Below are 24,794 nucleotides of genomic sequence, written 5' to 3'. Positions count from 1 at the left end.
TTTTTTTGGCTTTTTTAGCCCCAAGGCTCTGGGACCTTACTCCATCCGTTCATCACCGCACCAATACGCATCGGACGTTTCATGCTGTAAACGTCCTCAAGCAAAAGGGCCTTGCCATCGGGGCCGGAAAGCGGAATCCGCCAATTCGGATATTGCCACCAAGTGCCCGGCTGGTTCTGAATACGTTTGTCGCCAACCGCGTCGACCAGCGCCACATTAAGCACTCTAGACGGCGTCTTAGTCAAGAACCGGTGCATGGCCAACATGAAATTCTCGTCCGGATCGTTGCTGTCCCAAGACAACAATCCACGATTGACGAGATTTTCGTGCCAGCGCCCGATCTCCAAATCGGCAAGCTCGCTTTCGTGCTCATATGACTCAGTGAGCAGGTCTAGTTCGTGCCGAAGCTTGACGTGAGCCTTGCTCAAATAGCCCGCAGTCGGCGCGAGATCGTGAGTGGTTACCGAACCCATACAGGTTTCTCGCCACTCTTCCGGCGCCTTAGGCATTCCATCGGGGCCATTTTCAAACCACAAAACGCTGGTGCCAAGAATGCCACGACTCTCCAGATATCCGCGCACCCAAGGCTCGACAGTACCGAGGTCCTCGCCGACGACGATTCCGCCGGCACGCTGCGCCTCAAGCGCAATGATGCCGATCATTGCCTCGTGGTCGTATCCGACATAGGTGCCGCGAGAAGCGTTATCCCCGCGCGGAATCCACCAAAGCCGGAACATGCCGATGATGTGATCGATCCGGACTCCGCCCGAGTGCCCCAGAGCGGTACGGACCATTTTGCGGAACGGCTCGTACGCAGTCTCCGCCAGCTTGTCCGGGCGCCAAGGAGGCTGCCCCCAATCCTGACCAAGCTGGTTGTAGTTATCAGGCGGCGCGCCCACGGAGATGTCTAGAGCGTAGATATCACTCATCATCCAGGTATCAGCGCTGGCTGCCGAAACTCCTACGGCAAGATCGGTGACGACACCAAGGCTCATCCCCGAATCGACCGCGCCCTGCTGGGCGTTGCTCAGTTGATCGGCGGCAATCCACTGCATCCACTCCTGGAATTCGATCTTGTCCGCGTTTTCCTGACTGAACTTATCCACCTGCGGAGAATCAGGGCTCTGAAATTCAAGGGGCCAGGCCCGCCAGTCGTTTCCGTATGCGCGGCAAAGCACGCACCAGGTGGCGAAATCTCGCAGTCTCTTTCCCTGCTGCTCGCGGAACTTATCGAATGCCATTTGCCTGGCTGGTCGGCGTCCCGCGCGATAAATGACGCTTAGCGCCCGGCGTTTCGTCTGCCAAGACAGATCGCGCTCGATGAGGTCGACGCCGATCAAGGCCTCCGCCAACTCGCCGCGAAGCATGTCGATCTGATCTCGCTCGGACTCGTCAAGAAGCGTGTACTCCGTAACCATTTCGGGACGGATGTACATCGGGTTGAGGAAAAGCCGGCTGCTGGGCAAGTAGGGCGAGGCGTCCATCGGAGGGATCGCCTGCGCCGCGTGCAGCGGGTTAACTAGCACATAGTCAGTGCCCAACTGGGTAGCAGACCAAGTGGCGAGGTCGGCCAAGTCGGCCAAGTCGCCGATGCCCCAGGAATCGTGAGAACGCACCGAATACAGCTGTGCAGCAAATCCCCAGACGCGTCCCTCCCCCATCTGCTCTGGAAGGTGCAAGTAATCGGGAGTGACGATCAAAGTGGCTTGGGCCTCGCGGTCGTCGGAGACAAGCACAATTTTGTGATAGCCGAGAGGCAGATCGCCAGGGATCTCGTAGGACGCCTCCCCGGTCAGCACGCCGTCTATGTCCCTTGGCTCAGCAAAGTTATCCACCTGCTGAACGCCACGCTCGCCACCTTGCTCTAGAAAAATCCTGAGTTGCGCATCGTGACCGTGCGACAGGTGAGCCTCGAACTTCTTCGCCTTGCCCTGGCGGGCGACTATTACCGGAGGCAGCGTCTGACGCCAGGGCCTGAGCTGAACCTCTTCCAAAGCCTTCTGAGCGGATTCCTCGGTGCTCGCGTCGATGTCCATCGCCGCGAGCACGTCCACGATGACGTCCGCATCCACGCTGACGTGGTTGCCTTTCCAATCCCAGAACTCGGTCGCGACTCTCATCGCGTCCGCGAGGCGCTTCAGCGAACCTTCAACTGCCATTAGCCGAGCCAATCTCTAGTAGCTTGCTGCTCTGCGAGGAGCATGGCAAAAGCATATCGGAGAAACTTGGTTTCGCCTACGGCTTCTAAAAGGTGTTCGACTCAGAGAAGTTCGGCTGCCTATCGGGTGCGAACCATCTGGGTCTGGGCGATCATATCGTGGAAGGTCTGACGCTTCTGCGTCCAAAGCGGCATCAGATAGCTCACCAACCCAACGATCGGGATTTGCCCGATTATCAAGTAAGTGCATTGCCGCAAGGCGGCTTTGCCCCAGGTCAAGCCCCCGGTAGCACGCCCGTTATCCGTGGGGACTACGCCAATTCCCAACGCCATCTGGCCGAGGGTTGCGCCCTTGAACCGAAGCATCAAGAAGCCATAGGCAAAGGAGAGCAGAACGCTGACCAGAGTCATGGCGACGAAGGGGCCTGCTATTCCGTACTGGGGGTCAAGCGGGCTCGGCGTGTTGAGGGACGTATCGACGTCCTCTAGCCACCTTGCAAACCCTGGCCCCATGCCCATAGAAAACGGGATCAGCAAAATGTTTAGCGCAAAGCCAAGGATGAAGCCATCGATGATGGATGCGCCCACCCTGGACCACCAGCCTGCCAAAGGTACTCCATCAGCAGTGGTCGGCCCGCCACTCGCGGCAACCTGTGGATATGAGGTGTAGCCGTAGCCCGTTTGAGGCTGATTCTGCTGAGAAACGTAAGTAGGCCGAAGATTGTTCGTCCAGCTATTGCCATCCCAGTAACGTTCTTGGGTACTGCCCGCGGGGTCCGGGTACCAGCCCATCGGAGGATTTTGGTTTTCGCTCATACCTCAAGAATGCCATGCCAGACAACGCCCAGATTCAGTTATCCACCTATGGTTTCGATCTTTCCAATTCTTGAGCTGACGCAAGCGGCGAGCACAGAAACTACGCAAAGTGACGCATAGATTGCGGCAAAGACCACTGCCGGGGGGCTGATTAAGTGCAGAGCCGCAAAGATGGTACCTGCCATTCCAGTGAAAACTGCGTTACCTATTGTGTCTGCGAGCTGGATTGATGAGGTGTTTCTGCCCAGCTCTCCTTCCTCGCTAAGTTGCATGTTGAGAACACTCGAGACAGACGACATCAGCCCTGCCCCCAAACCAGAGACCACATAGCAACCGGAGATCACCCACAAGCCGAAACCTGCCCACGCTGAAAATGCGATACCTGCAGTGCTTATAACCATCAGCACGGTTCCGAGCTTGATCAGCTGATCTTTTCGAAGAGAAATCCAATCTCTGCCCTGCGCGAAGGCACCGACTGTCCAGCCTAAGCTGCCGATAGACAACAAAATTCCTGCCTGCGTAAGGCTCATCTCATATCGAATTGTCAGCAGCAGTACTAGGAAGTTTTCAGAAGCGAAAAGAGCACCGCATGTCAGAATTCGGGTTGCAACTATCGAGGGCAAGCCGGGCTTCAGCCGCCGGAACCCAGCAGGCATTAGCTTGGGAAGGGCGATCATCAACACCACGAAGCCGCCCACACCAATCAGGGCAGAAAGCGAACCGATAGTCTCACCGATCTCTTTGGTGCCGGCCAGCTGCAGCGAGCAGACTCCCAACGTCGCTAGCAGCGCAAAACCGATCGGTATTGGGCTCGTCAGCGTCTTCGTCTTGGGCGGCGAATCGAGTTTCACGGCGGGCTTGAGACCTAAAGCGATCGCAGGAAGCACGAATCCGATTACGCCTAAGAACACCCAGTGCCAGCTGAAAGTTTCGGTAATCCAGGCCGCTATCGGCGGGCCTACGAACGCCGGCAAAAGCCAACAGAACGAAAGCAGCCCCATCATGTCGGCGCGAGCCTTGCCTTTGTACGCTGATGCGATTGCAACCATAACCGTCAGGTTCATTGCCCCCGAACCGAGACCTTGCAAGACTCGGGCGAGAATCAGTGTCGCCATCGTCGGGGCTAATCCTGCAGTGAACAAACCGATGACAAAAAGAACCACTCCAACCGCCAACGGACGAATTGATCCAATCTTGTCCGAGATGCGACCGGCTACGACGATGGCAACAAGTTGCGCCGAAATCATCGATGTCATGGTCCAGGCGTAGGACTCGATACTGCCGAACTGCTCGGCCGCCACGGGCATGGCCGTGAGCGTGCCGTAGGCCTCAAAAGCGCTAGCCAGACAAGCTATCGAGACGGCGACTGCAAACAAAGTCTGCTCGAGACGGTTCAAGGGCGGTTTCACGAGCGACAGTATGCCAGTTGAACCTCATGTAACACTAGATACATGACTTCGATGGCACCCGGATCACAAACAGTTCTAGATCGACAGACGCAATCTCTAGAGGATGGCGACGCCGAACGGTTCAGCCACTACGTGCCGAAAAACAAACTCATGGAGGCCATCGTAAACGGCACTCCGGTCATCGCGCTGTGCGGCAAGGTGTGGGTGCCAACTAAAAATCCTGAGGGGTTCCCGGTTTGCCCTGCCTGCAAGGAGATCTGGCAGCAGATGAACCCTGGCGATCAGAACGATTAGAGGCTTAGTTAGCCCTAACCAATTTAAGTAATTTGAGACATCCTGTCTCAGCAGTTAATTGTCTAAGGTAATTGAGTGCCAATCATTCAAGTAGGTGTGACGCATCGCAACACGAGCAATGCCAATCTCGCCAAGTTAAGTGAGCGTAAGGATCAATTGCTGGCGTCGCTAAACGCCAGCAATGTAATAGACGGCGCAATTTTATTAGCCACATGCAACCGCTTCGAGCTCTACGTGGACGCAAAAAAATTCCATTCCGGCGTCGAGACGGTTAAGGAATGTGTGGCCGAAATAGTAGACGAAAGCATGCGCCAGGTTGCCTACGAGTTGGAGATGCGAGTTGGCGAGCTAGCAGTGCAACACCTCTTCGAGGTCGCAAGCGGTCTGGACGCGGTAGTCGTCGGAGAACGCGAGGTTGCCGGCCAGGTAAGGCGTGCACTTACCGAGTACTCCAAAGTGGCCAACGCGAAATTGAACAGACTTTTCCAGGCCGCACTGACAACATCCAAAGCGGTCAAGAACAACACCGAGCTTGGCTCTGCAGGAAAGTCTCTGGCCAGCGTCGGGCTCGACCTTGTAGACGAGCAGCATGGCGGAATTCGTGGCCGCGACGTTTTAGTGCTCGGCACCGGAGACTACGCGGGAGTCGTTGTCTCCGAACTTACCCAGCGTGGCGCGGGTGAGATCAAAGTCGCATCGGCAAGCGGTCGCGCGGAATCCTTCGCAAAAACGCATCCGAGGGTCGAGGCAATCGGAGCCAGCGAAGAAGAATTCCTGGTCGCTTTGGCTAACGCCGAGATAATCGTTTGTTGCTCCGGACGAGTCGGGAATCGCATCAGTGTCGAGTTACTAGAGAAGGCCGGCGTAGACCGCTACGAAGTGCTGCCGATTGTCGATCTAGCTCTTCCAGGAGACGTGGATCCGGCTGTTGCTGAGTTAGCTCACGTGGCCGTAATTACCCTGTCAACGATCGCGGAAAACGTTCCACCGGAGCAGGCCAAGGCCACTCAAGAGGCCGAAAGGATAGTTCAGCAAGGCGTGGAAACATATGCCCATGTTGAGGGTGGCCGCAGGGCCGATCCCGCAGTAACAGCGATCCGCAGATACGTTTCCGAAATTATCAATAAAGAAATTGAGAAGGCCGAGCACCACTACTCTCCCGAAACCGCAGAGGCAGTCGCGCGTTCGCTTCATCGCGTAAGCAACGCATTGCTGCACGCGCCTTCCGTTAGGGCCAATAAGCTCGCTAAGAAGGGCGATTTGGATTCCTTCACAAATGCGTTGCAGACCATTTTTGGTATCGAAGTTGAGGTAAATAATTGATCAAGCTCGGCACAAGAGGAAGCCAGTTAGCCACTTCACAGTCCCAGACCATCGCGGACGCACTAGGCGAGCTCGGGTTCGACGTCGAGCTAACGATTATCCGTTCCGAGGGCGACAACCAAAAGGTCGCCCTGAACGCCTTCAAGCGTCCCGGTGCTTTCGTCGCCAGGCTGCAAGAGGCGGTAATCGACGGCAGCGTTGACATGGCTGTCCACTCCTTCAAGGATCTACCTTCGGCGATCCCCCAACCGCTCATCACCGCAGCCGTTCCGAAGCGAGCATCAGAGCGTGACGTGTTGGTCACCCGAGACGGCCTCGAGCTGGCTGATCTACCGAAGAACGCAAAGGTCGGCACGTCTTCCCCCAGGCGGCAAGCCGCGCTCTTGCAAGCACGCCCAGACCTGCAGATTTTCCCGATTCGCGGAAACGTCGATACCAGGCTGAAGAAGGCTAGAAACGGCGAGTTGGACGCTGTCGTTTTAGCAGAAGCGGGGCTGCAGAGGCTTGGCCTGCTGGATGAGAACATGACTCGGATCTCTCTCGATGTTCTACTACCCGCTCCGGCCCAGGGCGCTCTCGCGGTCGAGTGTCGTGGCGACAACGAGGATCTCGTGCACGGTATAGGCAAATTAGACCACTTGGAGAGCCGAGTAGTTGTGAGCGCAGAGCGCGCGATTCTTACTGGCGTAGACGCGGCGTGCACCACTGCCGTCGGAGCGCATGCTCAACTCGATGGAAACACGTTGACGCTTCGCGCTGACCTGGCGAATTGGCGCGGGGTCGACTTTGCCAGGGCCGAGCACAGCATCGAGCTGCCCGGTGACCCAGAAGAAATCGATGAGACGCAGAAGTCGCTGTGGTGCGAGAAGGCGCGCGAGCTTGGGCTCAAAACTGCCGCAGAGCTTCTTGCGCAAGCCCAGCCAAATTCCTGAGCAAAGGAAAAATTATGACTACTAGTGGCCTGATCAAACCCGTTCTTCTGATTCGCCCGGACCACAATCAAAATGACGCTGCAGCGCTCAAAAACGCTGGCCTCAGCGTCCTCGTCGATCCGTATCTCATAATTCACCCCAGCGAAGACGATGCCCCGGCACGCCGGCTATTCGAAACGTTGAAGACCGCCGGTGAAGGCGACTGGCTCGCCATCACTAGCCCACGGACAATGCCTAATTGGGCCCAAATCGTCGGCGAGAAGCTGTACGATGTCCTAGATTCCGCACGCGTCCGAGGTCTGAAGGTAGCCGCGGTAGGACAGCGAAGCGCAAGCGGATTGAATGCCGATGTAATCGGTAACAGAGATGGCACCGCACTCGCAGAGATGATGATCGCCGAAAACGAGACCGCTCGCGCGTTGATTCCGCAAAGCGCCATCGCCCGGAAGGAACTAGGCGAGGTATTGGAGTCGGCAGGCTGGCAGGTCGATAAGGCTCCCGTCTATGAGACGAGCGTCATCGCCGGAGAACCGATCAGCGCCGGTGCAGTTCGCTGCGGAAACATTTCTAGCGTGCTGTTGCGCTCCCCCAGCGCCGTCGAAGCGCTGTGCAAGTTGACCGGCGCTGGAGCAACAAAAATCAAGGCGTTCGCGGTAGGCCCGACCACCCAGGCTGCGGCGAAGGAGGCTGGCCTTGACGTCGTAGACGTAGAGCTCGGCAATGCAACGAGCGTGGCCAAGACGATTGCTGCTGAACTCAAGAAGCCTGCATTCGAATTCAAAGGGATTCCGGACTCCGACCAATTGCCTGCATACCATCCGATGCTTACTGGCCTGACCAGTGAATCGGCGCTGATCCGTAATTACCGTGGCAACCGAACCGCTAGACCCGCAGTTTGGTTCATGCGCCAAGCCGGGCGCTCATTGCCCGAGTATCGCGCGCTACGCGAGGGCACAGACATGCTCGAGTCTTGCCTTGATCCAGAGCTAGCAGCAGAGATCACGCTGCAGCCGGTTCGTCGTCATGGGTTGGACGCGGCGATCCTCTTCTCAGACATTGTAGTTCCGGCGCGCCTAGCCGGGTTGCCCGTGCACATCGAACCAGGCGTCGGGCCGGTTTGCGACACTCCCATTAGGAGCGCAGAAGACGTAGCTGCCCTCAAAGAATTGACCCCAGAACAGGTCGAGCCAGTATCACGTGCAGCCCAAATCGCAGTCAGCGAGCTGAACACCACTCCCCTAATCGGTTTTGCCGGGGCCCCTTTCACCGTGGCTAGCTACCTGATCGAGGGAAAGCCCTCAAGGAATTTGCCGTTGACCAGGAAAATGATGAGTGAGGACCCCGAAACCTGGCACAGGCTTCTCGATTGGGTCGCCCGCTGCACGGTAACTTTCCTCCGGGAACAGGCCAAGGCCGGCGCCAGCGCATTACAGCTTTTCGATTCTTGGGCCGGCCGTCTTGCCCCACACGAATACCGGGAATTCTCCAAGCCACATTCGGCTCAGGTTCTCAAGGGCGTGGCAGACCTAGGGCTTCCACGCGTACACTTTGGCACTCAGACTCGCGACTTGCTAGTCGATATGTACGAGGCAGGCGCAGATGTCGTCGGAGTCTCACACGACATCGGCCTAGACGAGGCAAGCAAGCTGTTCGACAACTCGGTCCCCCTACAAGGAAACATCAACCCTGTTCTCCTGGCTGGTTCCTGGCCGCAGCTTTCCGCAGAGGCAGCCGACGTTATCGAGCGCGGCAAACGAGCACCTGGCCACGTCGTAAACCTCGGCCACGGCGTAGACAAAGACACTGATCCTCGCGTATTGACTCGTCTGGTCGAGTTCATCCATGGGAGGCAATCGTGAAGTTAGCCGTTATCGGTGGCGGCCTAACCGGACTTGCAGCGGCTTGGGAAGGCGTCAGACAGGGCGCTCAAGTCACCGTCTTCGAATCCGAGCGTTTCGGCGGCAAAATCCGCACGATCATTGAAGACGGATACGTCATCGAGGAGGGCCCGGATTCCTTCGTCGCCTACCGCCCGTGGCTACTTGAGCTGGTCGAAGATCTTGGCATCAGCGACCAGGTTATCGAAACTTTAGGCACGCGCAAGGTGATGATTCATTCTCGCGGACGCATGAACCCCATTCCAAAGGGGATGACGGGCGTGCTGCCCACCAAAGTATTGCCATTTGCGACCACTGGGATTTTGTCGATTTTCGACAAGCTCCGCGCAGGCCTCGACCTGTTTTTGCCGCGAATCTTGCCGGATGAGGACGTTTCTATCGGCTCTTTCATCCGACGCAGACTGGGCGCTGGAGTGGCGATGAAGTTCGCGAATCCGTTCATCGGCGGAATATACGGCTCCAGCGTCGACGAATTGTCGCTCGACGCGGTTTTGCCCAGCCTGCGTAAAAACGAAAAGGAGCACCGCTCCCTGATGCTGGCGGCGCTTGCTAGCGGCAGACAGAAGCGACGTGCGAAAAAGGGCGCAAAGCCCAAGTCTGGTTCGGTGTTCCGCTCGCTCGAGGGCGGCCTGGAACAAGTAATTCACGAACTCGTTCGTCAATTGAGGGACAGGGGCGCTGAACTTTACGAAGACACGACAGTTACCTCTGCCAATCTGAGCGATTTTGGCAGCCGCCTTACCGTCATCAAACGCAGCGGAATTCCGATGCAGCTAGATTTCGATGCCGTGGTTTTCGCAGGCGGCGCTGGCAGCACTAGCAAGCTGCTTTCCGGCGAGTTTCCCGAAGCCGCAAAGCTATTGGGTAACATCCCGTTGGCATCGACATCTGTGGTTACCATGGCTTACTCTCAAGACGCCTTCGCGAAGCCGCTAGACAACCACGGCTGGCTGGAAGCCGACGCGGGAGCCCCCTCCTCCGGCATCACCATCAGCTCGGCTAAATTCGCCGGACGCTGCCCAGACGGCAAAATCTTGGTTAGAGCATTCGTGCCCGATCGCGTCGGCGAAATCGCACATGCCCCTACAGAAAAGTTGGTTGCTGCGGTTCGCGAATACTTCGAGAAAGCAGTTGGAGCGGTGGCGGCACCAGAACGAGTCTGGACCAGCCGCTGGAATTCCGTCATGCCGAAGTACGTCACAGGTCACCTAGACGTCGTCGCCAAAGTGACCGAACAGCTTGAACCGACCCCCTGGCGCGTGCCGGGTTCCGCGCTAAACGGCGTCGGACTACCCGACTGCGTAAAGGACGCAAGAGAAAAAACAAGGGAAATCCTTAGCAACACAAAGGAACAGATATGACACAGAAACACCTTTCCGCCCGCGAGATAAACGAAATGATCGACTACACCTGCTGGGCGGTATTCAACCGCACTTCTGGAATGCCGGAAGACAACACCGCTCTCGTTGAAGAGACACTGGCTAAGCACCCGGATCTTAAGATTCGTGGCTGGTACGACGTGTCCGGCAGCCAGCCAAATGCGCAGCTGATGATTTGGGCGCACGGCCCCTCCTTCGACGGAGTTCAGGACGCGTTGCGAGATATCAAGATCGCGCTCAATGGTGGCCTGGGCAACCACGAGGTGGATATGACCTGGTCGGCATTTGGAATGCACCGTCCTGCCGAATTCAACAAGGGCAACGTGCCCGCGTTTTTGGCAGGCAAGCCGGAAGGCGAGTGGGTATGCGTTTACCCGTTCGTGCGCAGCTACGACTGGTATGTGATAGATCCGTCCGAGCGTCGGAAGATGCTCCTAGAACACGGCAACATCGGTCGCGCAAACCCGCAGATCCTTTCCTCCACGCTGGCCGCTTTCGGCTTCGGCGACTACGAGTGGGTGGTGTCTCTCGAGGCCGATCATCCTTGGCAGATTGTGGACCTCATGCGACAGATGCGCGATTCCGAAGCACGCCTGCACGTTCGTAACGAATACCCGTTCCACTTCGGTCACCGAGTAAAGGTTTCCGAAATCGTGAACGTGCTGATTTAGGCCCTAGCGCTAACCTTCTATCTAGGTGAATAGATGATTGACGCGATAATGCTGCTCGCTTTCGGCGGACCTGAGTCGATGGCAGAAGTTAGGCCGTTTTTGTCTCAGGTCGCCGCTGGCGTAGGCATCCCCGAAAGCAGGCTTGAAGAGGTTGCTCTGCACTATGAGCACTTTGACGGCTTCAGCCCCTTAAACGAGCAGAACCGCCGCCTGGCTAAGGCGCTCTCCGAGGCGCTCAGCGCACGTGGCCACGACCTGCCCGTGGTGTTGGGCAATCGAAACGGCAAGGATCGCATCAACGAGACTCTCGGCACCCTGGAGTCTGAAGGAAAGAAGCTGGTTCTGGCGGTCCCGACGACCCCATTCGCTTCTTATTCGTCTTGCAGGCAATACATGGAGAATGTGGCAGCCGCACTCGAGGGCATGGAAATTAGCGCCGTTAAGATGCCCCCATACATCGGTATTGATGGTCTGGTTGAAGCCAACGCCCGGCTCCTCGCTGAGGTGCTGGAAGAAAAAATGGAGCCATCCCAGCCCTGCTTGCTATTCACCACTCATTCAATACCGACTGCAGGTTCGGAAGTCTACGTTCGCCAGCACCTTGAGCTGGCCGATCAGATCGCTACCAGAACTTCCGAACTGCTAGCCTGCAGCCCGCTATCGTGGGAATTGGTCTACCAGTCCCGCAGCGGTTCACCGCACACGCCGTGGCTGGAACCAGACATTTGCGATGCGTTGCGTGACAAACATGCGGAAGGCGTCAAGGAGGTCATCGTTGACCCGATCGGTTTCCTGTCCGACCACATGGAAGTCATCTGGGACCTAGACAACGAGGCCAAGAGCACAGCTGCCGAACTCGGCATGTGTTTCACCAGGGTTCCAACGGTTGGAGTTCACCCAAGTTTCGTCAATTCTTTGGCGGATCTGCTAGCAAAATACTTGAGCCAAGATCTTCGCCTTCCGGAGCCCGGAGAGTTTTGTAGTACCGAATGCTGCCCCTCACATAACCCGAGGCATGCGTCTGAAAATAGAAAAACAATCAATGGAGTTACGTTATGACAGATTTTTCTGATCCTCGTTTTCATCCGACGATTCGTCCGCGCAGGTTGCGCACCACTGCACAAGTACGCAACCTTGTAGCCGAGACCCGACTTGCCCCGGCGGAGATGGTTCTACCAATCTTCCTGGTTGAAGGAGCCAAAGATCCGAAAGAGATCTCCTCCCTTCCCGGCATCTTCCAGCACTCGGAAAATTCCTACAAAGAGGCGGTCTGCGAGGCATACGAAGCCGGCGTCGGCGCCATCATGCCTTTCGGCGTTCCGTTGAAGAAGGACGCCGTCGGTTCCGGTGCGGTAGATCCCGAGGGCGTTCTCGCCCAGGCGGTTCGGCTGGCAAAAGAGGCCTGCCCAGAGATGGTGGTCATAGCGGATCTGTGCCTCGACGAGTTCACCGACCACGGACACTGTGGGCTGCTGGGCGAGGATGGAAACGTCGATAACGACGAAACTCTGAAGCAGTACGCGAAAATGGGTCTGGCGCTTGCAGCCGCAGGTTCCGACTTCCTCGGCGCCTCCGGAATGATGGACGGCCAGATCGGTGCGTTGCGCGCGGCTCTGGACCAAGACGGCTACCGTCGTACCGGTTTGCTCGCGTATGCGGCCAAGTATGCTTCTGCGTTCTTCGGCCCATTCCGCGAGGCCGTGCAGTCGAGTTTGAAGGGCGACCGCAAGGCCTACCAGCAGGATCCCGCAAACTCCCGCGAGGCTTTGAGGGAAATCACGCTCGACGTCGAAGAGGGCGCGGATATCGTGATGGTAAAACCTGCGCTTGCCTACCTCGACATCGTCGCGGCGGCTCGCCAGCTGGTCGATGTGCCGGTTTCCGCTTACGTCGTGTCTGGTGAATACGCGATGATTGAAGGAGCTGCCGCTTCTGGCGCGTTCGACCGCAAGCGAGTGATCCTCGAGGCACTCACCAGCGTAAAGCGCGCTGGCGCCGGAATCATCGCTAACTACTGGGCAACCGAAGTTGCAGGTTGGCTCAAGGAGGCTTAATGGATATCAGCACTAGTGAAAGTCTTTTCGCTCGCGCATTGGAGGCCATGCCGGGCGGAGTTTCCAGTCCGGTACGCGCATACGGTGCCGTCGGCGGAACCCCGCGCTTCGCTGCGGAGGCGCATGGTCCTTACATAACCGACGTTGACGGAAACAAGTACGTCGACCTCGTCAGCACATGGGGCCCTGCGATCCTCGGCCACTCACACCCGCAGATAGTCGATGCCGTTCGCGAGATCGTCTGCAAGTGCACCTCGTTCGGGGCGCCTAGCGAACCGGAGTTGCTACTGGCAGAGGCGATTAAGAAGAGGGTCTCTCCTGTGGAGCGAGTCCGCTTTACTTCCAGCGGCACGGAGGCCGTGATGACGGCAGTGCGACTGGCGCGTGCCGCAACAGGACGCGAGAAGATCATCAAGTTCGCGGGCTGCTACCACGGCCACTCCGACTCGCTGCTCGTCGCTGCAGGTTCTGGCGCCACGACTTTGGGCAGCCCGGACTCCCCCGGAGTCACCAAGGGCACGGCGGCAGACACCATCGTCGTCGATTACGGCGACCTAGCTCAGGTTGAAAAAGCCCTCGCCGAAAACGAGGTGGCTGCGGTGATCACAGAGGCTGTCCCCGCGAATATGGGCGTGATCACCCCCATGACCGGTTTCAACCGAGGCCTGCGCGACCTATGCACCGAGTACGGCGCTTTGTTCGTATTCGACGAAGTTCTCACCGGCTTCCGAGTATCCCCGAACGGTTGGTGGGGTCTGGAAGGCGCAGTCGAGGGCTGGGAGCCCGATCTGTTCACTTTCGGAAAGGTCATCGGCGGTGGATTCCCGCTAGCTGCGGTGGCTGGCCCCGCGCAGATCATGGACCAGCTGTCCCCCGCAGGTCCGGTCTATCAGGCCGGCACACTGTCCGGTAACCCCGTAGCAGCTACCGCGGGCCTCAAGACCCTGGAACTGCTGGACGACGAGTGCTACTCGCACATGGGTAAGATCTCGGCGCAGATCACTAGGACCCTCGACGATGAGCTGTCGGCTGCAGGTGTTCCGCACATCATCAACCGCGCTTCTAACCTGTTCAGCGTGTTCTTCACCAACGGCCCGGTCGCCAACTACGACGAGTCGCGAGCTCAGGACACTAAGGCATTCGCTAAGTTCTTCCATACCCTGCTTAACAATGGGGTTTGGATGGCTCCTAGCGCCTTTGAGGCCTGGTTTGTCTCTTCCAGCCACGGTGATACCGAGCTGGAAATTATCGAGGCCGCAATCAAACAAGCCGCGATCGCGGCAGCTCAACAGGGCGAATAAATTCAAGAGCCATAAAAATAACGAATTTATAATTCTCCAGAGTTCTCGCGGCGAGACCTCTGGAGAATTTTTTCTGTCTACCGCGGAAATATATCGCCTAATAAAGCGGACACTTATAACGAATTCATAAAGGCGGAATAAATGTGCACGCTCATAAATTGTACTTAACGTAGCCAGTAATTTATTTACGGTTAAAAACTTATTTATTCCATAAGGAAGGAATTAAAAATGACTGAGCAGCGTACTGTAATTACGTCTAGCACGTCAGCCGCTAGGGCGAACTCTTCGTCCTGGAAAACCACTTTCCTGGGTGCTGACGAAGAAGGAAAGCTCGGCAACGCTTCTTGGGGAGCAATCTTCGCTGGTGTTGTAGTTTCCATCGCGTTCCTGATCATGTTCGGTTTTCTCGGTGCCGCTATCGGTCTGGGCGTTACTGACCCGACTTCCAACACCCCGTTCGAGGGTGTAGGCGTTGGCCTCGGAATTTGGGCGTTTTTCACCGTGGTCATCTCGCTCGCTGCGGGTGGCTTCGTCGCCGGTGCTCTATCCGTTCGCGCAGGCTTCCTGCACGGCCTAGCCACTTGGGCAGCATCTTTGATCGCCCTGTTCGTCATCGGCGCCATGGGCGTATCCTCCGCTATCGGTGCGGTTGGCAACGTTTTGGGTGGCGTTGGCAACGCAGCTGGTTCCGTCGCATCTGCGGCTGGTGACGCCGTAAGCTCCGCCGCCAGCAAGGTTTCGAAGAATGTTGATGTTGACCTGACTGCCTACTCCGACGATGTTGAGAAGATCCTCTCCGACACCGGCAAGGCCGAGCTGCAGCCCGGCTATCTACGGGATCAACTTGATCAGTCCCGTGAGGACATAACCAACGCGGTTTCCGACCTGGCCGTCAACCCTGAGAACTACGAAAACATTCTCAATGATCTTAAGAACAAGCTGAACGCTCGCGTTGACACCATTTCTGATGCAGCAGATCGCGACGCTATCGCTAACTCCGTTGCTAAGAACACCGAACTGAGCCAGGCTGAGGCCGAGAAGGCAACCGATAACGCTGTTCAGGCTGTAGAGAAGGCACAGACCGAGGCCAAGCAGGCAATCAACGACGCTAGCGCAGCCATCGACCAGGCAGCCGAAGACGCCAAGCAGGCTCTGAACGACGCTCGCAAGAGCGCTCAGAACATATCCAACTCCGCGGCTGGCGCCTCGGTTTGGGGCTTCGTAGCGATCCTGGCAGCAGGTGCTGTTACCTCGTTCGCTGGTCTGTGGGGGTCCCGCGCAGTCACCTCTCGCACGAAGAGGGTTTCTAACTAACAGCGATAACTTGGCTGACCTTCAGCCAAACCGCTTATTTAATAAAGCGCCCAGTAACCGTGATTTGGTTGCTGGGCGTTTCGCGACGCTCGATAATGGTGACGTCGTAATTGTCGTCCAGTAACGGGGAAGCCGCAATCGGATTCATCGTAACCGAGTAAGCAGGTACGACACCGCCCTCAACAACGGGAGCCGTGCCTGCGGGAACGATCTTGGGGCTGAACAGCGATGCGATCATTTCCAGGTGGCCTTAGTGCTTGCCGCCGGAAGCAAGATGCTTCACGCCGTTTTCGTTGGTCTTCCAAATTTCAGGCTCGACTTTCTGAGCCATCCAAAACGAGTGAGTGTTGAACCGATAAAGCTTGTAGGTTCCGTCCTCCTGCTTGATTCGTTTGTCTGCGCGCAGACCGTCGGATGCCACACCGACATCCCAGTGGTATGTGCGCTTTCCGTTATTGTCATCGTCGACGTAGCTTGTCTCGAGCATTTCGTCGTGACCTGAAATCACGATGCCGACGTCATACTTCTCGAATAGCGGCTGAAGGTGCCTGACCAAAGTGCCTGGCTGTGCGTTTGAGTTATTGTTGCCCATGGTCACGTCTACGCGGGTATATACCACCTGCTCGGAGATTGAGCCGAGGCCGCCATTTCCACGAAGTGTTTTGCCCTTGGCCGGCTTCGAATCTCCGGACGGTGCGTAGTGAGAGCGGGCAGTCACGTTCGATCCCATCGTGCCGAGAGTCGCATCCTGGATGCCGGAGGTGGTCACGTTGCCGGTACGCATTCCGGTGTTCTTGGCCTTCTCGATCAGGTTCTAGACTGGGTTACCCAAAATGTCGACGCCCAGCGCACCGTTAAAAGTCTTGGTGCCAGTCGACCAGGCGGTGCCGGATGCAGCAGAGTCGGTCACATAGTTGATGGAGCCATCCCGATTGATCGAATGGAAAAGAAAATACTGGTGGCCGCGATTGCACCGACTGCGCCGGCGCTGGCCACTTTCCTAATTACAGACATTTATTATCTACCTCTCCGTGTAGTTGCCTTTGGCTCCCGCCAACGCAACCGGTCCGTTACTTAATCGACCAAGGAGAGACTAGGAAATGAAAAATAACAGATCCTCTAATCGAGATTAACGATTATTTCAGTTTCTGTAAGAAAGAATTAACTTGCCGCGGAAGGACGCCGAAAATCGGCGCCATACCACGACAAAAATATATTTTTAGTCGTTCTTTTTTCGTGCTTCTTCTACGAGCAAGACCGGAATCTGGTTTTTAATCGGGTAGCACAGACCGCAATCGTCGTTGATACAAACCAGTTCAGAATTGTCGTAATCGATCGCCAAGCCGCTGTGGCATTTCGGGCAGGCGGCGACGTCCATAAATTCGCTGGAAAGTGTGATTTCTTCCATTTTTAGCCTCGCTTCTTGCGTAACAGCTCGATGAGTTGGCCGAGATAAGTCAGTGTTTCTTCGGGCCCGCTCACTTGGTGGCAAGGAACCCCGATTTCGTAGACCGGATAATCGTTGCCGCCAGGCACCAGCCTGTCGCCGATAAACAGCATCTCTGATAACTCGATACCAGTCTGCTCGCTGAGGGCGCGCATACCGTATGCCTTATCGATGCCCTTTCTGGTGATGTCTATCGAAGTGGATCCGCCTGCACGGACCTCGAGATCCGGGATTCGTTTAGCGACGGCGTCGCGAAGACTCTCGCGCTTTTCACCGCTTGGATCCCATGCCTGCTTGTCCTCCACCGAAGCGCGCTGGCCCAGCGCTGAGAAGGTTATCTGCGAGCCGCGATCTTCGATTCGGTCACCGTTTACGACGTCGTCAGGCTCCCACAGGTTCAGCCTCTTGGCTTCTTCCTCTAGCGCTCCGATCGCGGCGTCTTTTTCCTGCTGGCTAAGAGCGTGGAAGTAGATCTCCTTCCACTGTCCATCGACGAAGCGCAGATAACGGGTGCCGCAGGTGGGCATCAAGTGCAGATTTTCCAGCTCGGCGTCCTTTGGCAGGTTCGCTAGAACCTGAGCATCGAATTGCTCGAAACGCCCACCAGAAATAATTTGAACCGGAACGCACTCGAGCAGATCAGCAAGGGTTCTAGCCATCTTTTCGGAGAGCGGCGACTTAGATGCCGCCAACGTGTCGTCGAGGTCGAAACCGACGATCTTGAGCTTCTCGACATCCAACTGGTCAGGTAGCAAAGAGGTCATCATCCAAGCCTATCGGTAATTTTGCTGGCGTCCGCAATCATCCTCAAGTGGCCTCGCCTTGCGAGTTCCACCACTTCCCCTTTGTCACTCGTCTGATGCTCGTCAGTTCCATAGGGATGGGACTGCGAAGCGCCCTCGGGGAAGTCCGAAAATCCGACTTCACGAACCGCATTGGCAAGTGCCATCAGGTCGTCCTCGTCCGGTTCCGGAGCGGGATATCCTGGCTCCGTCAGCCGCAACACCTGCCAGCCTCTCGGGGCGGAAAGATTCTTAGAATGTTCGGCGCACAAGTCGTAGCAGCCTGGTTCGGCTTCGCTCGCAAGGGGGCCGAGCACTGCCATGGAGTCCGCATAAACGTAAGTCAGGGTGGCGACGGCGGGTTGGTCGCAGGCAGATCTACAGCAGTGTCGCTTCATCACACACTGAAGATTAGGCCGACACGAGGCTAATCGCGAATAGCCTGGCCGGCTGATCCGCATTTAGCGGCTATTCTGATTTACATGTATCAGCACAGGGATCGACACGGTAGGGGCATTCGAGGGCCGATGTCGTTGCCGAACAGCATCACCGGTCGCGCAGTGAAAATTCCTAGAAGGCCGACCGATGCTGAGTACTTCATAGAATGCGTGCAGGAATCGGTCGAAACCATTCAGCGCAACTGCCCGGAGGCGCTATTCGGCATCGACGTGGGCGTTGACGACGTTCCGGTGTCGGCGCTAGGGCTCAGCGCAGACTCCCTAGATTCCGTTCCGCTCGCTGCTGCCATGTCGCCCACAGATGGGGGAGTTTCCAAGGTCATCGTCTTTCGCAGACCATTAGAAAACCGTGCGGCAGACAGAGAAGATCTCAAAGAACTGACGCACGACACTCTCGTCGAGCAAATATCGGCATTGACAAACCGCCCGATGCACGAGCTCGACCCAGACCTTTAGCCGATGCCAATCCTCGGATTGGGGACGATAGCCATATTCTTCTGCTTCGGAAGCACAGAGAGGTTAGCAACCGATTGCCCAGAGTCAGTCAGGGATATTGCGCCGACAATCGGCTGATCTGCCTTAACCCGCACGGTTTTCTTTTCGCTCGGCACCGCCAAAGACACCGTGGACCTGGCCTTGATGGCTATCTGCTCGGGATCTCCCCCGTCCCAGCTGATCTCGGCCTGGGTGTCCTCATCGCCAAGGTTAGTCAGAGACAAATTACCGTTGCCTGCGACGACTGCAGCCAACTCGTTGGCGGAGAATTCGTCCGTGCCCAAACTGACCGCATCGTCTGAATCAGTAGAGCTAATCAAGGTTGCAGCTATCTCGAAATCGCTGGAGACAACAATCGCAGAGGCATTATCGAGATACTTTTTCAGGTCGAAACCCTGCGTGCGCTGAGCCTCAGCGACTAGTTTTTCCTCGACCACCGTTGAGCCTTCTGGCCCCAGCACTTCGACATGCAGCTCCTTCCTGGTGGTGTCCGGATTCGTGACGATCAGTCTCGCGGACTTCGCGCCAGCCGGAGCCGCAGGAATTACGATCTGCTTGCTGAGTCTCATCGCGGAGCTGGCGCTCATGCCGTTTTCGGTCTTGGTCGTGATAGAAACTCCCAGACGGCCGGTTATCGTGCGAACTCGCACGCCAATCTGGTCTTTATCAGTTGCATAGTTCGCCAACTTGACCAGTTGCGTCGAATTACCGCCGATCTGAAGGCCACGCAATTCGGGCACATCCGCCTGACCGCTGGAAGTGGAAATCGTGACGTCTACATCGACAGGTTCATTATCAGGGTTGTACATGACAAGCGTCGAACCCTCTGCGCCAGGAGCGATAGTGACGGAATCGGTATTGGGCGTCACGCACTGGGCCCAATAGCTGTGGCCGTCCTTGCCACCAAAAATGCCGCCGATAGAGTTGGCGCTCTTGTCCTCTGCGCTCATTCTAACGGGCTTAGAAATGTCGCCCTGGTATGGGCTTTCGACGAGGGTCGCCTCGTCGGCTGCCAGCTCACGCAGCTCGATGCCTCCTTGGCTCGCCCATGCGTGAAGTTTGCTCTGAACACCCGCGATGGGAGTGCAGGCACGAGATATCGACGAGGCTGCGGCCACCTGGACAGGAGCCTTCGCCTGGAACGCACCTGCAAACGAGGAGATCAGGCTCAGCACTAGAGCACCTGCAGGAATCCCAACGCAAACGCCTAGCCATTTTTTGTCTAGACCGATCCGCCTAGACCGTGGCTTCTTTGCTTCAGCCGGCTCTTCATCTGTCTCGTTGAAGCTTGGCGCTTTGGCAATCGGCACGGGGCCATCGAGGTTGAGCGCCATTCGCCGGACCATGGTGATCTCTAGCTCGTCGGCGAATTCGTCGCCCTCGTCCTTGGAGAGGTCCTCAGGCTGGGGCTTAACGTCCTCCTCAGGATCAGAAATTCCCCTAGCAGCGCGAGTCGGCTTAGACTCTTCGTACGGCTGGTCATCAGACATTGCACGTCTCATTCTGCCCTCCTCCTTGCGCTTTGTTTAGCGGTTTCAGTAGCTCTTCTGGGCAGCTTTTCCTCTTTCGCTGCAGGCGCACCCAGGATGCCCAAGGCAAGCAAACCGAGGATCTGCGTGGCCATCGAGAAGAGGCTCGGCGAGGCAGAGATCTCCACGTTCTTCTTTTCGGAGAGCTCCCAGGCCTGTCGCCAATCCCCTGCATCTGAAGCTGTGAGTCTGGTGCCGACGGCTTTAGCCGACCACTGCGAGTCCTTAGGCTCACTCAATAGGACCTTGCCGTCCTTGAACATCATTCGGGAGACGTTGCTCGGCATCGAAAAGACCGTCGTGTTATCGTCAACGTCGATGGGCGTTAACGAGGCGGAACTCGAGAATTCCTGGATGGCCTCCTCGCTCACGCCCCTAACCCAGATGTGGCTGATCGCGAGGCCGGTCAGCTGCTCGTAGACGTCATCACTCGGCATTCCCTGGGCGATTTGTTTCGCCAGGTCGGAAAGCTGATTATTGGCGGCTCGAGAACCTATTGCCGGCTTCTCCCCGCTTCCCCAGGTCGGCCCGTTCTCGTCGACTAGCCAGTACTTAGCGACAGATCCATCCGCCTCTACTAATAAAGCCCGGGTATGACGCTCCGAACGCAGAGTGTCTTGAACGTAGCTGGGCACTTGCTGATTGCCTCGATTGAGATTCGGTCCGCTTCCGGCAATTGCCCACCAGAAGGAACCGAGAAGAACGCCGAAAACAGCTGCTGCGGCAAGCCAGAAGTTAGGTTTGTGCAGCAGCTCCGCCCTGCTCATCCTGATGTCTATCGGATCAGTACCGAGAGCAGCTAGCATCAACAAGACGCCTAGGTAACAGAACAGCCAAACGAAGCTGATAGGCCTAGCAGGTACGTAATTGACCGTGACTACCAACCGCGAAAGTAAAATTGCCACCGCGAGGAATGCTACTGCCGAACCCGCGAGGTAAAGAACGAGGCGGCTGCGAAGACGGTAGACAGCCACGAGAGCTAGCACCCAGAAAACGGCGATAACCAAAACATTGATCGCAATTGGCGCAGATGCAAACTCTCCGCGACCTGCGAGGAGGCCGAGCGGATTAGGCGCCGAAGACGACCAAACAGCGGATGGTTCTGAACCGGTAAGCAGCCTACCGGGATCCGAGAATAGTCTAGGCAGCCAAGGCAGGAGCACGACGATCGGGCCCAAGGCCGCAATCAACGCCGCCTTCCAGTTCTTTGTGCGCTTGCCGATCAGGAACGCGACTAGTGCCAACACCAACCAAGTAAGCGGCACGAAACTGATCAAGATTGTCGATAGAAGCGCAAAATGGGCGGGACGCCGCCACATCTGCGGGCCTGCCTTGTCGTTGACAAGCCATACACGGCAGACATTGGCTATCAGCGGAAGTAATATCGCCGCGGCGATTGCATCTAGGCTGCCCGCACCCGTCGCCCCGCTCAACGGCAGCGCCAGCCCCCATAGCGAGGCGAGCACCGCAGCCTGCCATCTGCTCTTCGTCAGATGGCGCAGGAAGAAATAGCCGCACGCGCCAGCGATTAGGCAGCCGCCCAGCACCAATACGGTGGCGAACCACTCTGGTTGGCCGAAGGTCAGCGTGGACCCAAAAGCCATCAGCCCCAGCCAGGGTGGATTAGCCCCGAAAAGGCCCGGCACCGAGTGCGTCCAGTTGCGCCAAGCGACGCCCAGCGAGTCGGGGCTCTGCAACAGAAGAGGAGCCGTTAGCTTTCCGAATGACAGTAAAAAGCGGGATGCGATGATCGTGATCACCAGCAAAAATGCAGCAGTAATCATTCCTGGCGAGGCTAGCGTACGAAGACCGCCTCTAGCCTCCGGTTCGGGACGCAAAGACCTGGCCGCGGTTTTATCCGCAACCTTGCCCGCCAGCAGATCAAGCGCCTGCCGCATTTCCCAAAATCGTGCGGGGAAAAGCGCCTTGTCGATGTTCGCGAAGTCGCCGCTTTTTTCTGCGGCCTCTGAGATCCGCTGCACAGATGGCTTCTCGGTGTTGAACTTCGTAATTGCGGCCTTGAGCGCGTTTCTGCTATCTGCAGATTTGCTGAACAGATGCCCCAACCAATTCAACCGCGCTATGGAAGTGAGTTTTTTGCTTGCCTTAGACACGTTTTGGGAATGTCCTGCGGCAACCATCATCCCGAGGGCGATATCGAAAGCCTTAGGGTCATTGGTTAGTTTGGTGTTTCGCAGGCCGTTTCGGGTTGCATTAATGTGACGCATCGAAGCGTCCGGGCAGGTGAGTACCTTCATTTTTGCCCGATTGGCGCGCATACCGAATTCGACGCCGTCTCTGAAAAGTGGCAGATCTGGGCTGAACCCATCGAGCTTCTGCCATGCCTTCAACGAAATCATCATGCCGGCTGAGCATCCGCCCAGAACGGATACGGGTTCAAGCTGCCCCTGGTCTAACTCCCCTGGTTCAACAACGGGTGCTCGTGTTCCGTCGGCAGCGATTGATTCGCCCAACGATGCGATCTTGTCGGGGTGGTTGCGCCTTCTTGGCATCAGCAGCTTAGGGATCAGAACGTCTGGTCTTTCGTCGCCAATAGCCTCGGCGACGAGATGCGTGAGGGAAGTCCTACCCACTGCCAGATCATCGTGAAGCAGCCAAACCCAGTCGAATTCTGCTCTAGCCAGCTTCTCGTCTATCCCAGCCGCCGAAAGCCCAAACTTGATGTTTTCACCGAATCCCAGGTTTTGGTTTCCGTCTACCACCAGGTCGAAGATTCCGGTGGTCTCTAGCATCAGTCGGGATTCGTCGGAGGAATCGGCGTCAACGCCAATCAACATTCCGGGATGAACTTCTAGACGTTCGAGGTGGGCAAGCGTTCTTGGCAGCCACGCCTCACCGTTGTGCGCGACAAGCACCGCAACGACCCTGCCGGCTGCGGATAGGATATCCTCTGTTACTTCCTGACGGTTGTCTGGGGCTTCCTCCACCCAGGACCACAGCTTGCTTGAATCTTTCGCTAACACCTATCCGAGCCTAGTCTTATATGGCCCCAAAGAGGGTTCTATGCCACGTTTTGGCTAGACAGCTCGCTTTTTGAGCTTGCGTCGCTCGCGTTCCGACAGCCCGCCCCAGATACCAAAGCGCTCGTCATTAGATAACGCGTATTCCAGGCATTCTTGACGAACCTGGCACGACTGGCAGACCTTCTTGGCCTCGCGCGTTGAGCCACCCTTTTCAGGAAAAAATGCTTCCGGATCAGTTTGGGCGCACAGTGCACGTTCCTGCCAAGCCAAAACTCCATCTGCTGGATCTTCAGCCATCGATGAAACCTGCAGCACGACTTCTCCCCTTCTGATTCGAACCTACAAGTTAAATTACACTGTTGTAATTACCAGCGAGTCAAGTTTGACAAAAGAGGATAAATCTTTCAAGGTTTGCGCAAACAGTTGTCACGGCCGCACGCGTGAAGCTAAGCGAATTTCTTTCCGCAGGTTGCCGATACCTCTTCTACAATGGCCTTTATCTGCTGGGAAGCCGCTAGCGGGGCCACCAAGGTGATCTCGTCCGTGCGCACGACAGCGGTGTTTTTCAGCCCCGCGACTCCGATCACCCCGTCTGTGGTGTTGATCAACAGATTTCCCTGCGAATCGACGGAAGCTTGAGCCCCGAATCCCCTGTTAGGCCCCTGCGCCTCAAGCGCCTCGTAGAGGCTTTCGTAGCTACCCACGTCGAGCCACTCAATTGGCAGGCCGACGGCAACCACGCTCGTTGTCCCCAATCCGTTGGAGACGGGCTCCATGATCGCGTAGTCAACCGACGTCTTGAACAGCTTCGGGTAGATTTCCGAAAGTTTTTCCGGGTGCTGAGCTAATTCGCTGACTTGCTCGAAGGTGGCCGGCTGCAGCTTTTCCAGCTGCTCTAGCAACGCCTTCCCTTGCCACACGAACATCCCCGCGTTCCACCAGTACTGCCCTGACTCCAGGTATTCTATGGCGGTCTGCTCGTCCGGCTTCTCTTTGAATTCGGTTACTTCGCTGGCGAGTTCAAACCCATCTAGTTCCTTGCCGCGCTGCAGATACCCGTATCCTGTGTGCGGATTGGTCGGAACGACTCCGAAGGTCACTAATGCCCCTAGCTCTTCGGCTGCGCGATAGCCGTCCTCAAGCGCTGAGACGAACGCATCGATGGGACTAATCAGTTGGTCTGCGGTAAGCGTGGCGATCACGGCTTCGGGATCCCTACGCGTCAACACGGCAGCGGGCCAGGCGACAGCGTTTAGCGAGTCTCTGCCTTCTGGCTCTCCCAAGAGATTCTCTTCGCTTAGTTCGGGCAATTGTTCTTTGACGACATGCGAGTAGGCAGCGCCCGTGCACACCAAGATCCTGTCGGCAGGAAGCAGAGCCCTAGCCCGCTCGAATGCCAACTGCAGCAGGCTCTTGCCTGAGAATAGCTTTAGCAGCTGCTTCGGCTCGCCTTTTCTTGATAACGGCCAAAGCCTGGTGCCAGATCCGCCTGCCATGATTACCGCGTAACGCATGGACAATAGGGTAACTCATCGGGGGCAAAGCACTAA

General features: G+C 56.8%; 22 protein-coding genes and 2 pseudogenes. 12 read left to right on the top strand and 12 right to left on the bottom strand.

Annotated features, from left to right (window positions below; genetic code table 11):
• Nucleotides 1-14: 14 nt before the first annotated feature.
• From malQ to HMPREF1255_RS08935, 3 genes are all read right to left on the bottom strand, one after another.
• The gene (gene malQ / locus HMPREF1255_RS08945; protein WP_016456463.1) at nucleotides 15-2,159 is read right to left on the bottom strand and encodes a 4-alpha-glucanotransferase; all 2,145 of its coding nucleotides are present in this window, start codon (nucleotides 2,157-2,159) and stop codon (nucleotides 15-17) included.
• 119 nt (nucleotides 2,160-2,278) lie between these two features.
• Nucleotides 2,279-2,974: an RDD family protein gene (locus HMPREF1255_RS08940; RefSeq protein WP_024111526.1), complete on the bottom strand. Its 696-nt coding sequence runs from the start codon at nucleotides 2,972-2,974 to the stop codon at nucleotides 2,279-2,281.
• 38 nt (nucleotides 2,975-3,012) lie between these two features.
• Nucleotides 3,013-4,383, bottom strand: coding sequence for an MFS transporter (locus HMPREF1255_RS08935; protein WP_024111503.1), 1,371 nt, complete (start codon nucleotides 4,381-4,383; stop codon nucleotides 3,013-3,015).
• Between the two features lie 51 nt (nucleotides 4,384-4,434).
• Between HMPREF1255_RS08935 and HMPREF1255_RS08930 the strand changes: the two genes are divergently transcribed.
• The 11 genes and pseudogenes from HMPREF1255_RS08930 (at nucleotide 4,435) to HMPREF1255_RS08885 (ending at nucleotide 15,549) form a co-directional block, all read left to right on the top strand.
• Nucleotides 4,435-4,677, top strand: a complete 243-nt coding sequence (locus tag HMPREF1255_RS08930) for a DUF3039 domain-containing protein (protein ID WP_028821622.1) — start codon at nucleotides 4,435-4,437, stop codon at nucleotides 4,675-4,677.
• A gap of 75 nt (nucleotides 4,678-4,752) precedes the next feature.
• Entirely contained in the window at nucleotides 4,753-6,000 is a 1,248-nt protein-coding gene (locus HMPREF1255_RS08925) for a glutamyl-tRNA reductase (protein ID WP_024111362.1), read from the top strand.
• Nucleotides 5,997-6,932 (top strand): hydroxymethylbilane synthase, encoded by a 936-nt coding sequence (gene hemC, locus HMPREF1255_RS08920; protein ID WP_024111637.1) that lies wholly within the window; start codon nucleotides 5,997-5,999, stop codon nucleotides 6,930-6,932. Before HMPREF1255_RS08925 ends, hemC begins: the two co-directional genes overlap by 4 nt.
• A 14-nt stretch (nucleotides 6,933-6,946) precedes the next feature.
• Nucleotides 6,947-7,624 (top strand): annotated as a pseudogene (locus HMPREF1255_RS10230) (uroporphyrinogen-III synthase); the annotation flags it as partial.
• Between the two features lie 129 nt (nucleotides 7,625-7,753).
• A complete protein-coding gene (gene hemE / locus HMPREF1255_RS10225; RefSeq protein ID WP_036917806.1) occupies nucleotides 7,754-8,791 on the top strand; it encodes a uroporphyrinogen decarboxylase in 1,038 nt (345 codons plus the stop codon).
• A complete protein-coding gene (hemG, locus tag HMPREF1255_RS08910; RefSeq protein ID WP_024111435.1) occupies nucleotides 8,788-10,191 on the top strand; it encodes a protoporphyrinogen oxidase in 1,404 nt (467 codons plus the stop codon). The genes hemE and hemG overlap by 4 nt, the downstream gene beginning before the upstream one ends.
• Complete coding sequence (gene hemQ / locus HMPREF1255_RS08905; protein WP_024111565.1) at nucleotides 10,188-10,880, top strand: hydrogen peroxide-dependent heme synthase; 693 nt, start codon at nucleotides 10,188-10,190, stop codon at nucleotides 10,878-10,880. The genes hemG and hemQ overlap by 4 nt, the downstream gene beginning before the upstream one ends.
• 33 nt (nucleotides 10,881-10,913) lie before the next feature.
• Nucleotides 10,914-11,939, top strand: coding sequence for a ferrochelatase (locus tag HMPREF1255_RS08900; protein ID WP_016456472.1), 1,026 nt, complete (start codon nucleotides 10,914-10,916; stop codon nucleotides 11,937-11,939).
• On the top strand, nucleotides 11,936-12,934 hold the full coding sequence (gene hemB, locus HMPREF1255_RS08895; protein WP_024111518.1) for a porphobilinogen synthase: 999 nt from the start codon (nucleotides 11,936-11,938) through the stop codon (nucleotides 12,932-12,934). Before HMPREF1255_RS08900 ends, hemB begins: the two co-directional genes overlap by 4 nt.
• A 5-nt stretch (nucleotides 12,935-12,939) precedes the next feature.
• On the top strand, nucleotides 12,940-14,235 hold the full coding sequence (hemL, locus tag HMPREF1255_RS08890; RefSeq protein ID WP_197016999.1) for a glutamate-1-semialdehyde 2,1-aminomutase: 1,296 nt from the start codon (nucleotides 12,940-12,942) through the stop codon (nucleotides 14,233-14,235).
• 228 nt (nucleotides 14,236-14,463) lie between these two features.
• On the top strand, nucleotides 14,464-15,549 hold the full coding sequence (locus tag HMPREF1255_RS08885) for a hypothetical protein (RefSeq protein WP_024111457.1): 1,086 nt from the start codon (nucleotides 14,464-14,466) through the stop codon (nucleotides 15,547-15,549).
• Nucleotides 15,550-15,583: 34 nt separating this feature from the next.
• Here the strand turns inward: HMPREF1255_RS08885 and HMPREF1255_RS08880 are convergent, their stop codons facing one another.
• The 5 genes and pseudogenes from HMPREF1255_RS08880 to HMPREF1255_RS08860 form a co-directional block, all read right to left on the bottom strand.
• Entirely contained in the window at nucleotides 15,584-15,787 is a 204-nt protein-coding gene (locus tag HMPREF1255_RS08880) for a hypothetical protein (protein ID WP_036917567.1), read from the bottom strand.
• A 12-nt stretch (nucleotides 15,788-15,799) separates the two neighbouring features.
• Nucleotides 15,800-16,459: pseudogene (locus tag HMPREF1255_RS09870) on the bottom strand (alkaline phosphatase).
• Nucleotides 16,460-16,768: 309 nt separating this feature from the next.
• Entirely contained in the window at nucleotides 16,769-16,957 is a 189-nt protein-coding gene (locus HMPREF1255_RS08870; RefSeq protein ID WP_016456478.1) for a Trm112 family protein, read from the bottom strand.
• Nucleotides 16,958-16,959: 2 nt separating this feature from the next.
• Nucleotides 16,960-17,763, bottom strand: coding sequence for an HAD-IIB family hydrolase (locus HMPREF1255_RS08865; protein WP_024111432.1), 804 nt, complete (start codon nucleotides 17,761-17,763; stop codon nucleotides 16,960-16,962).
• Entirely contained in the window at nucleotides 17,760-18,176 is a 417-nt protein-coding gene (locus HMPREF1255_RS08860; RefSeq protein ID WP_016456480.1) for a DUF3499 domain-containing protein, read from the bottom strand. The genes HMPREF1255_RS08865 and HMPREF1255_RS08860 overlap by 4 nt, the downstream gene beginning before the upstream one ends.
• 129 nt (nucleotides 18,177-18,305) lie before the next feature.
• Between HMPREF1255_RS08860 and HMPREF1255_RS08855 the strand changes: the two genes are divergently transcribed.
• Nucleotides 18,306-18,692: a metallopeptidase family protein gene (locus HMPREF1255_RS08855; protein WP_016456481.1), complete on the top strand. Its 387-nt coding sequence runs from the start codon at nucleotides 18,306-18,308 to the stop codon at nucleotides 18,690-18,692.
• On the opposite strand, the gene HMPREF1255_RS08850 is transcribed toward HMPREF1255_RS08855, so the two are convergent.
• From HMPREF1255_RS08850 to HMPREF1255_RS08835, 4 genes are all read right to left on the bottom strand, one after another.
• Nucleotides 18,689-20,233, bottom strand: a complete 1,545-nt coding sequence (locus tag HMPREF1255_RS08850; RefSeq protein ID WP_024111304.1) for a DUF5719 family protein — start codon at nucleotides 20,231-20,233, stop codon at nucleotides 18,689-18,691. The two genes, HMPREF1255_RS08855 and HMPREF1255_RS08850, sit on opposite strands and share 4 nt — an antisense overlap.
• Nucleotides 20,230-23,244, bottom strand: coding sequence for a glycosyltransferase (locus HMPREF1255_RS08845; protein ID WP_036917565.1), 3,015 nt, complete (start codon nucleotides 23,242-23,244; stop codon nucleotides 20,230-20,232). Before HMPREF1255_RS08845 ends, HMPREF1255_RS08850 begins: the two co-directional genes overlap by 4 nt.
• Nucleotides 23,245-23,298: 54 nt before the next feature.
• Nucleotides 23,299-23,541, bottom strand: coding sequence for a WhiB family transcriptional regulator (locus HMPREF1255_RS08840; RefSeq protein WP_028821612.1), 243 nt, complete (start codon nucleotides 23,539-23,541; stop codon nucleotides 23,299-23,301).
• 149 nt (nucleotides 23,542-23,690) lie between these two features.
• The gene (locus HMPREF1255_RS08835) at nucleotides 23,691-24,758 is read right to left on the bottom strand and encodes a mannose-1-phosphate guanylyltransferase (protein ID WP_024111300.1); all 1,068 of its coding nucleotides are present in this window, start codon (nucleotides 24,756-24,758) and stop codon (nucleotides 23,691-23,693) included.
• Nucleotides 24,759-24,794 lie beyond the last annotated feature (36 nt).

Source organism: Propionimicrobium sp. BV2F7 (assembly GCF_000510445.1).
In the GTDB taxonomy this organism is placed as follows: domain Bacteria; phylum Actinomycetota; class Actinomycetes; order Propionibacteriales; family Propionibacteriaceae; genus Propionimicrobium; species Propionimicrobium lymphophilum.
The sequence above is the reverse complement of the archived record's forward strand: the minus strand, read 5'-3'. Positions and strand labels throughout refer to the sequence as shown.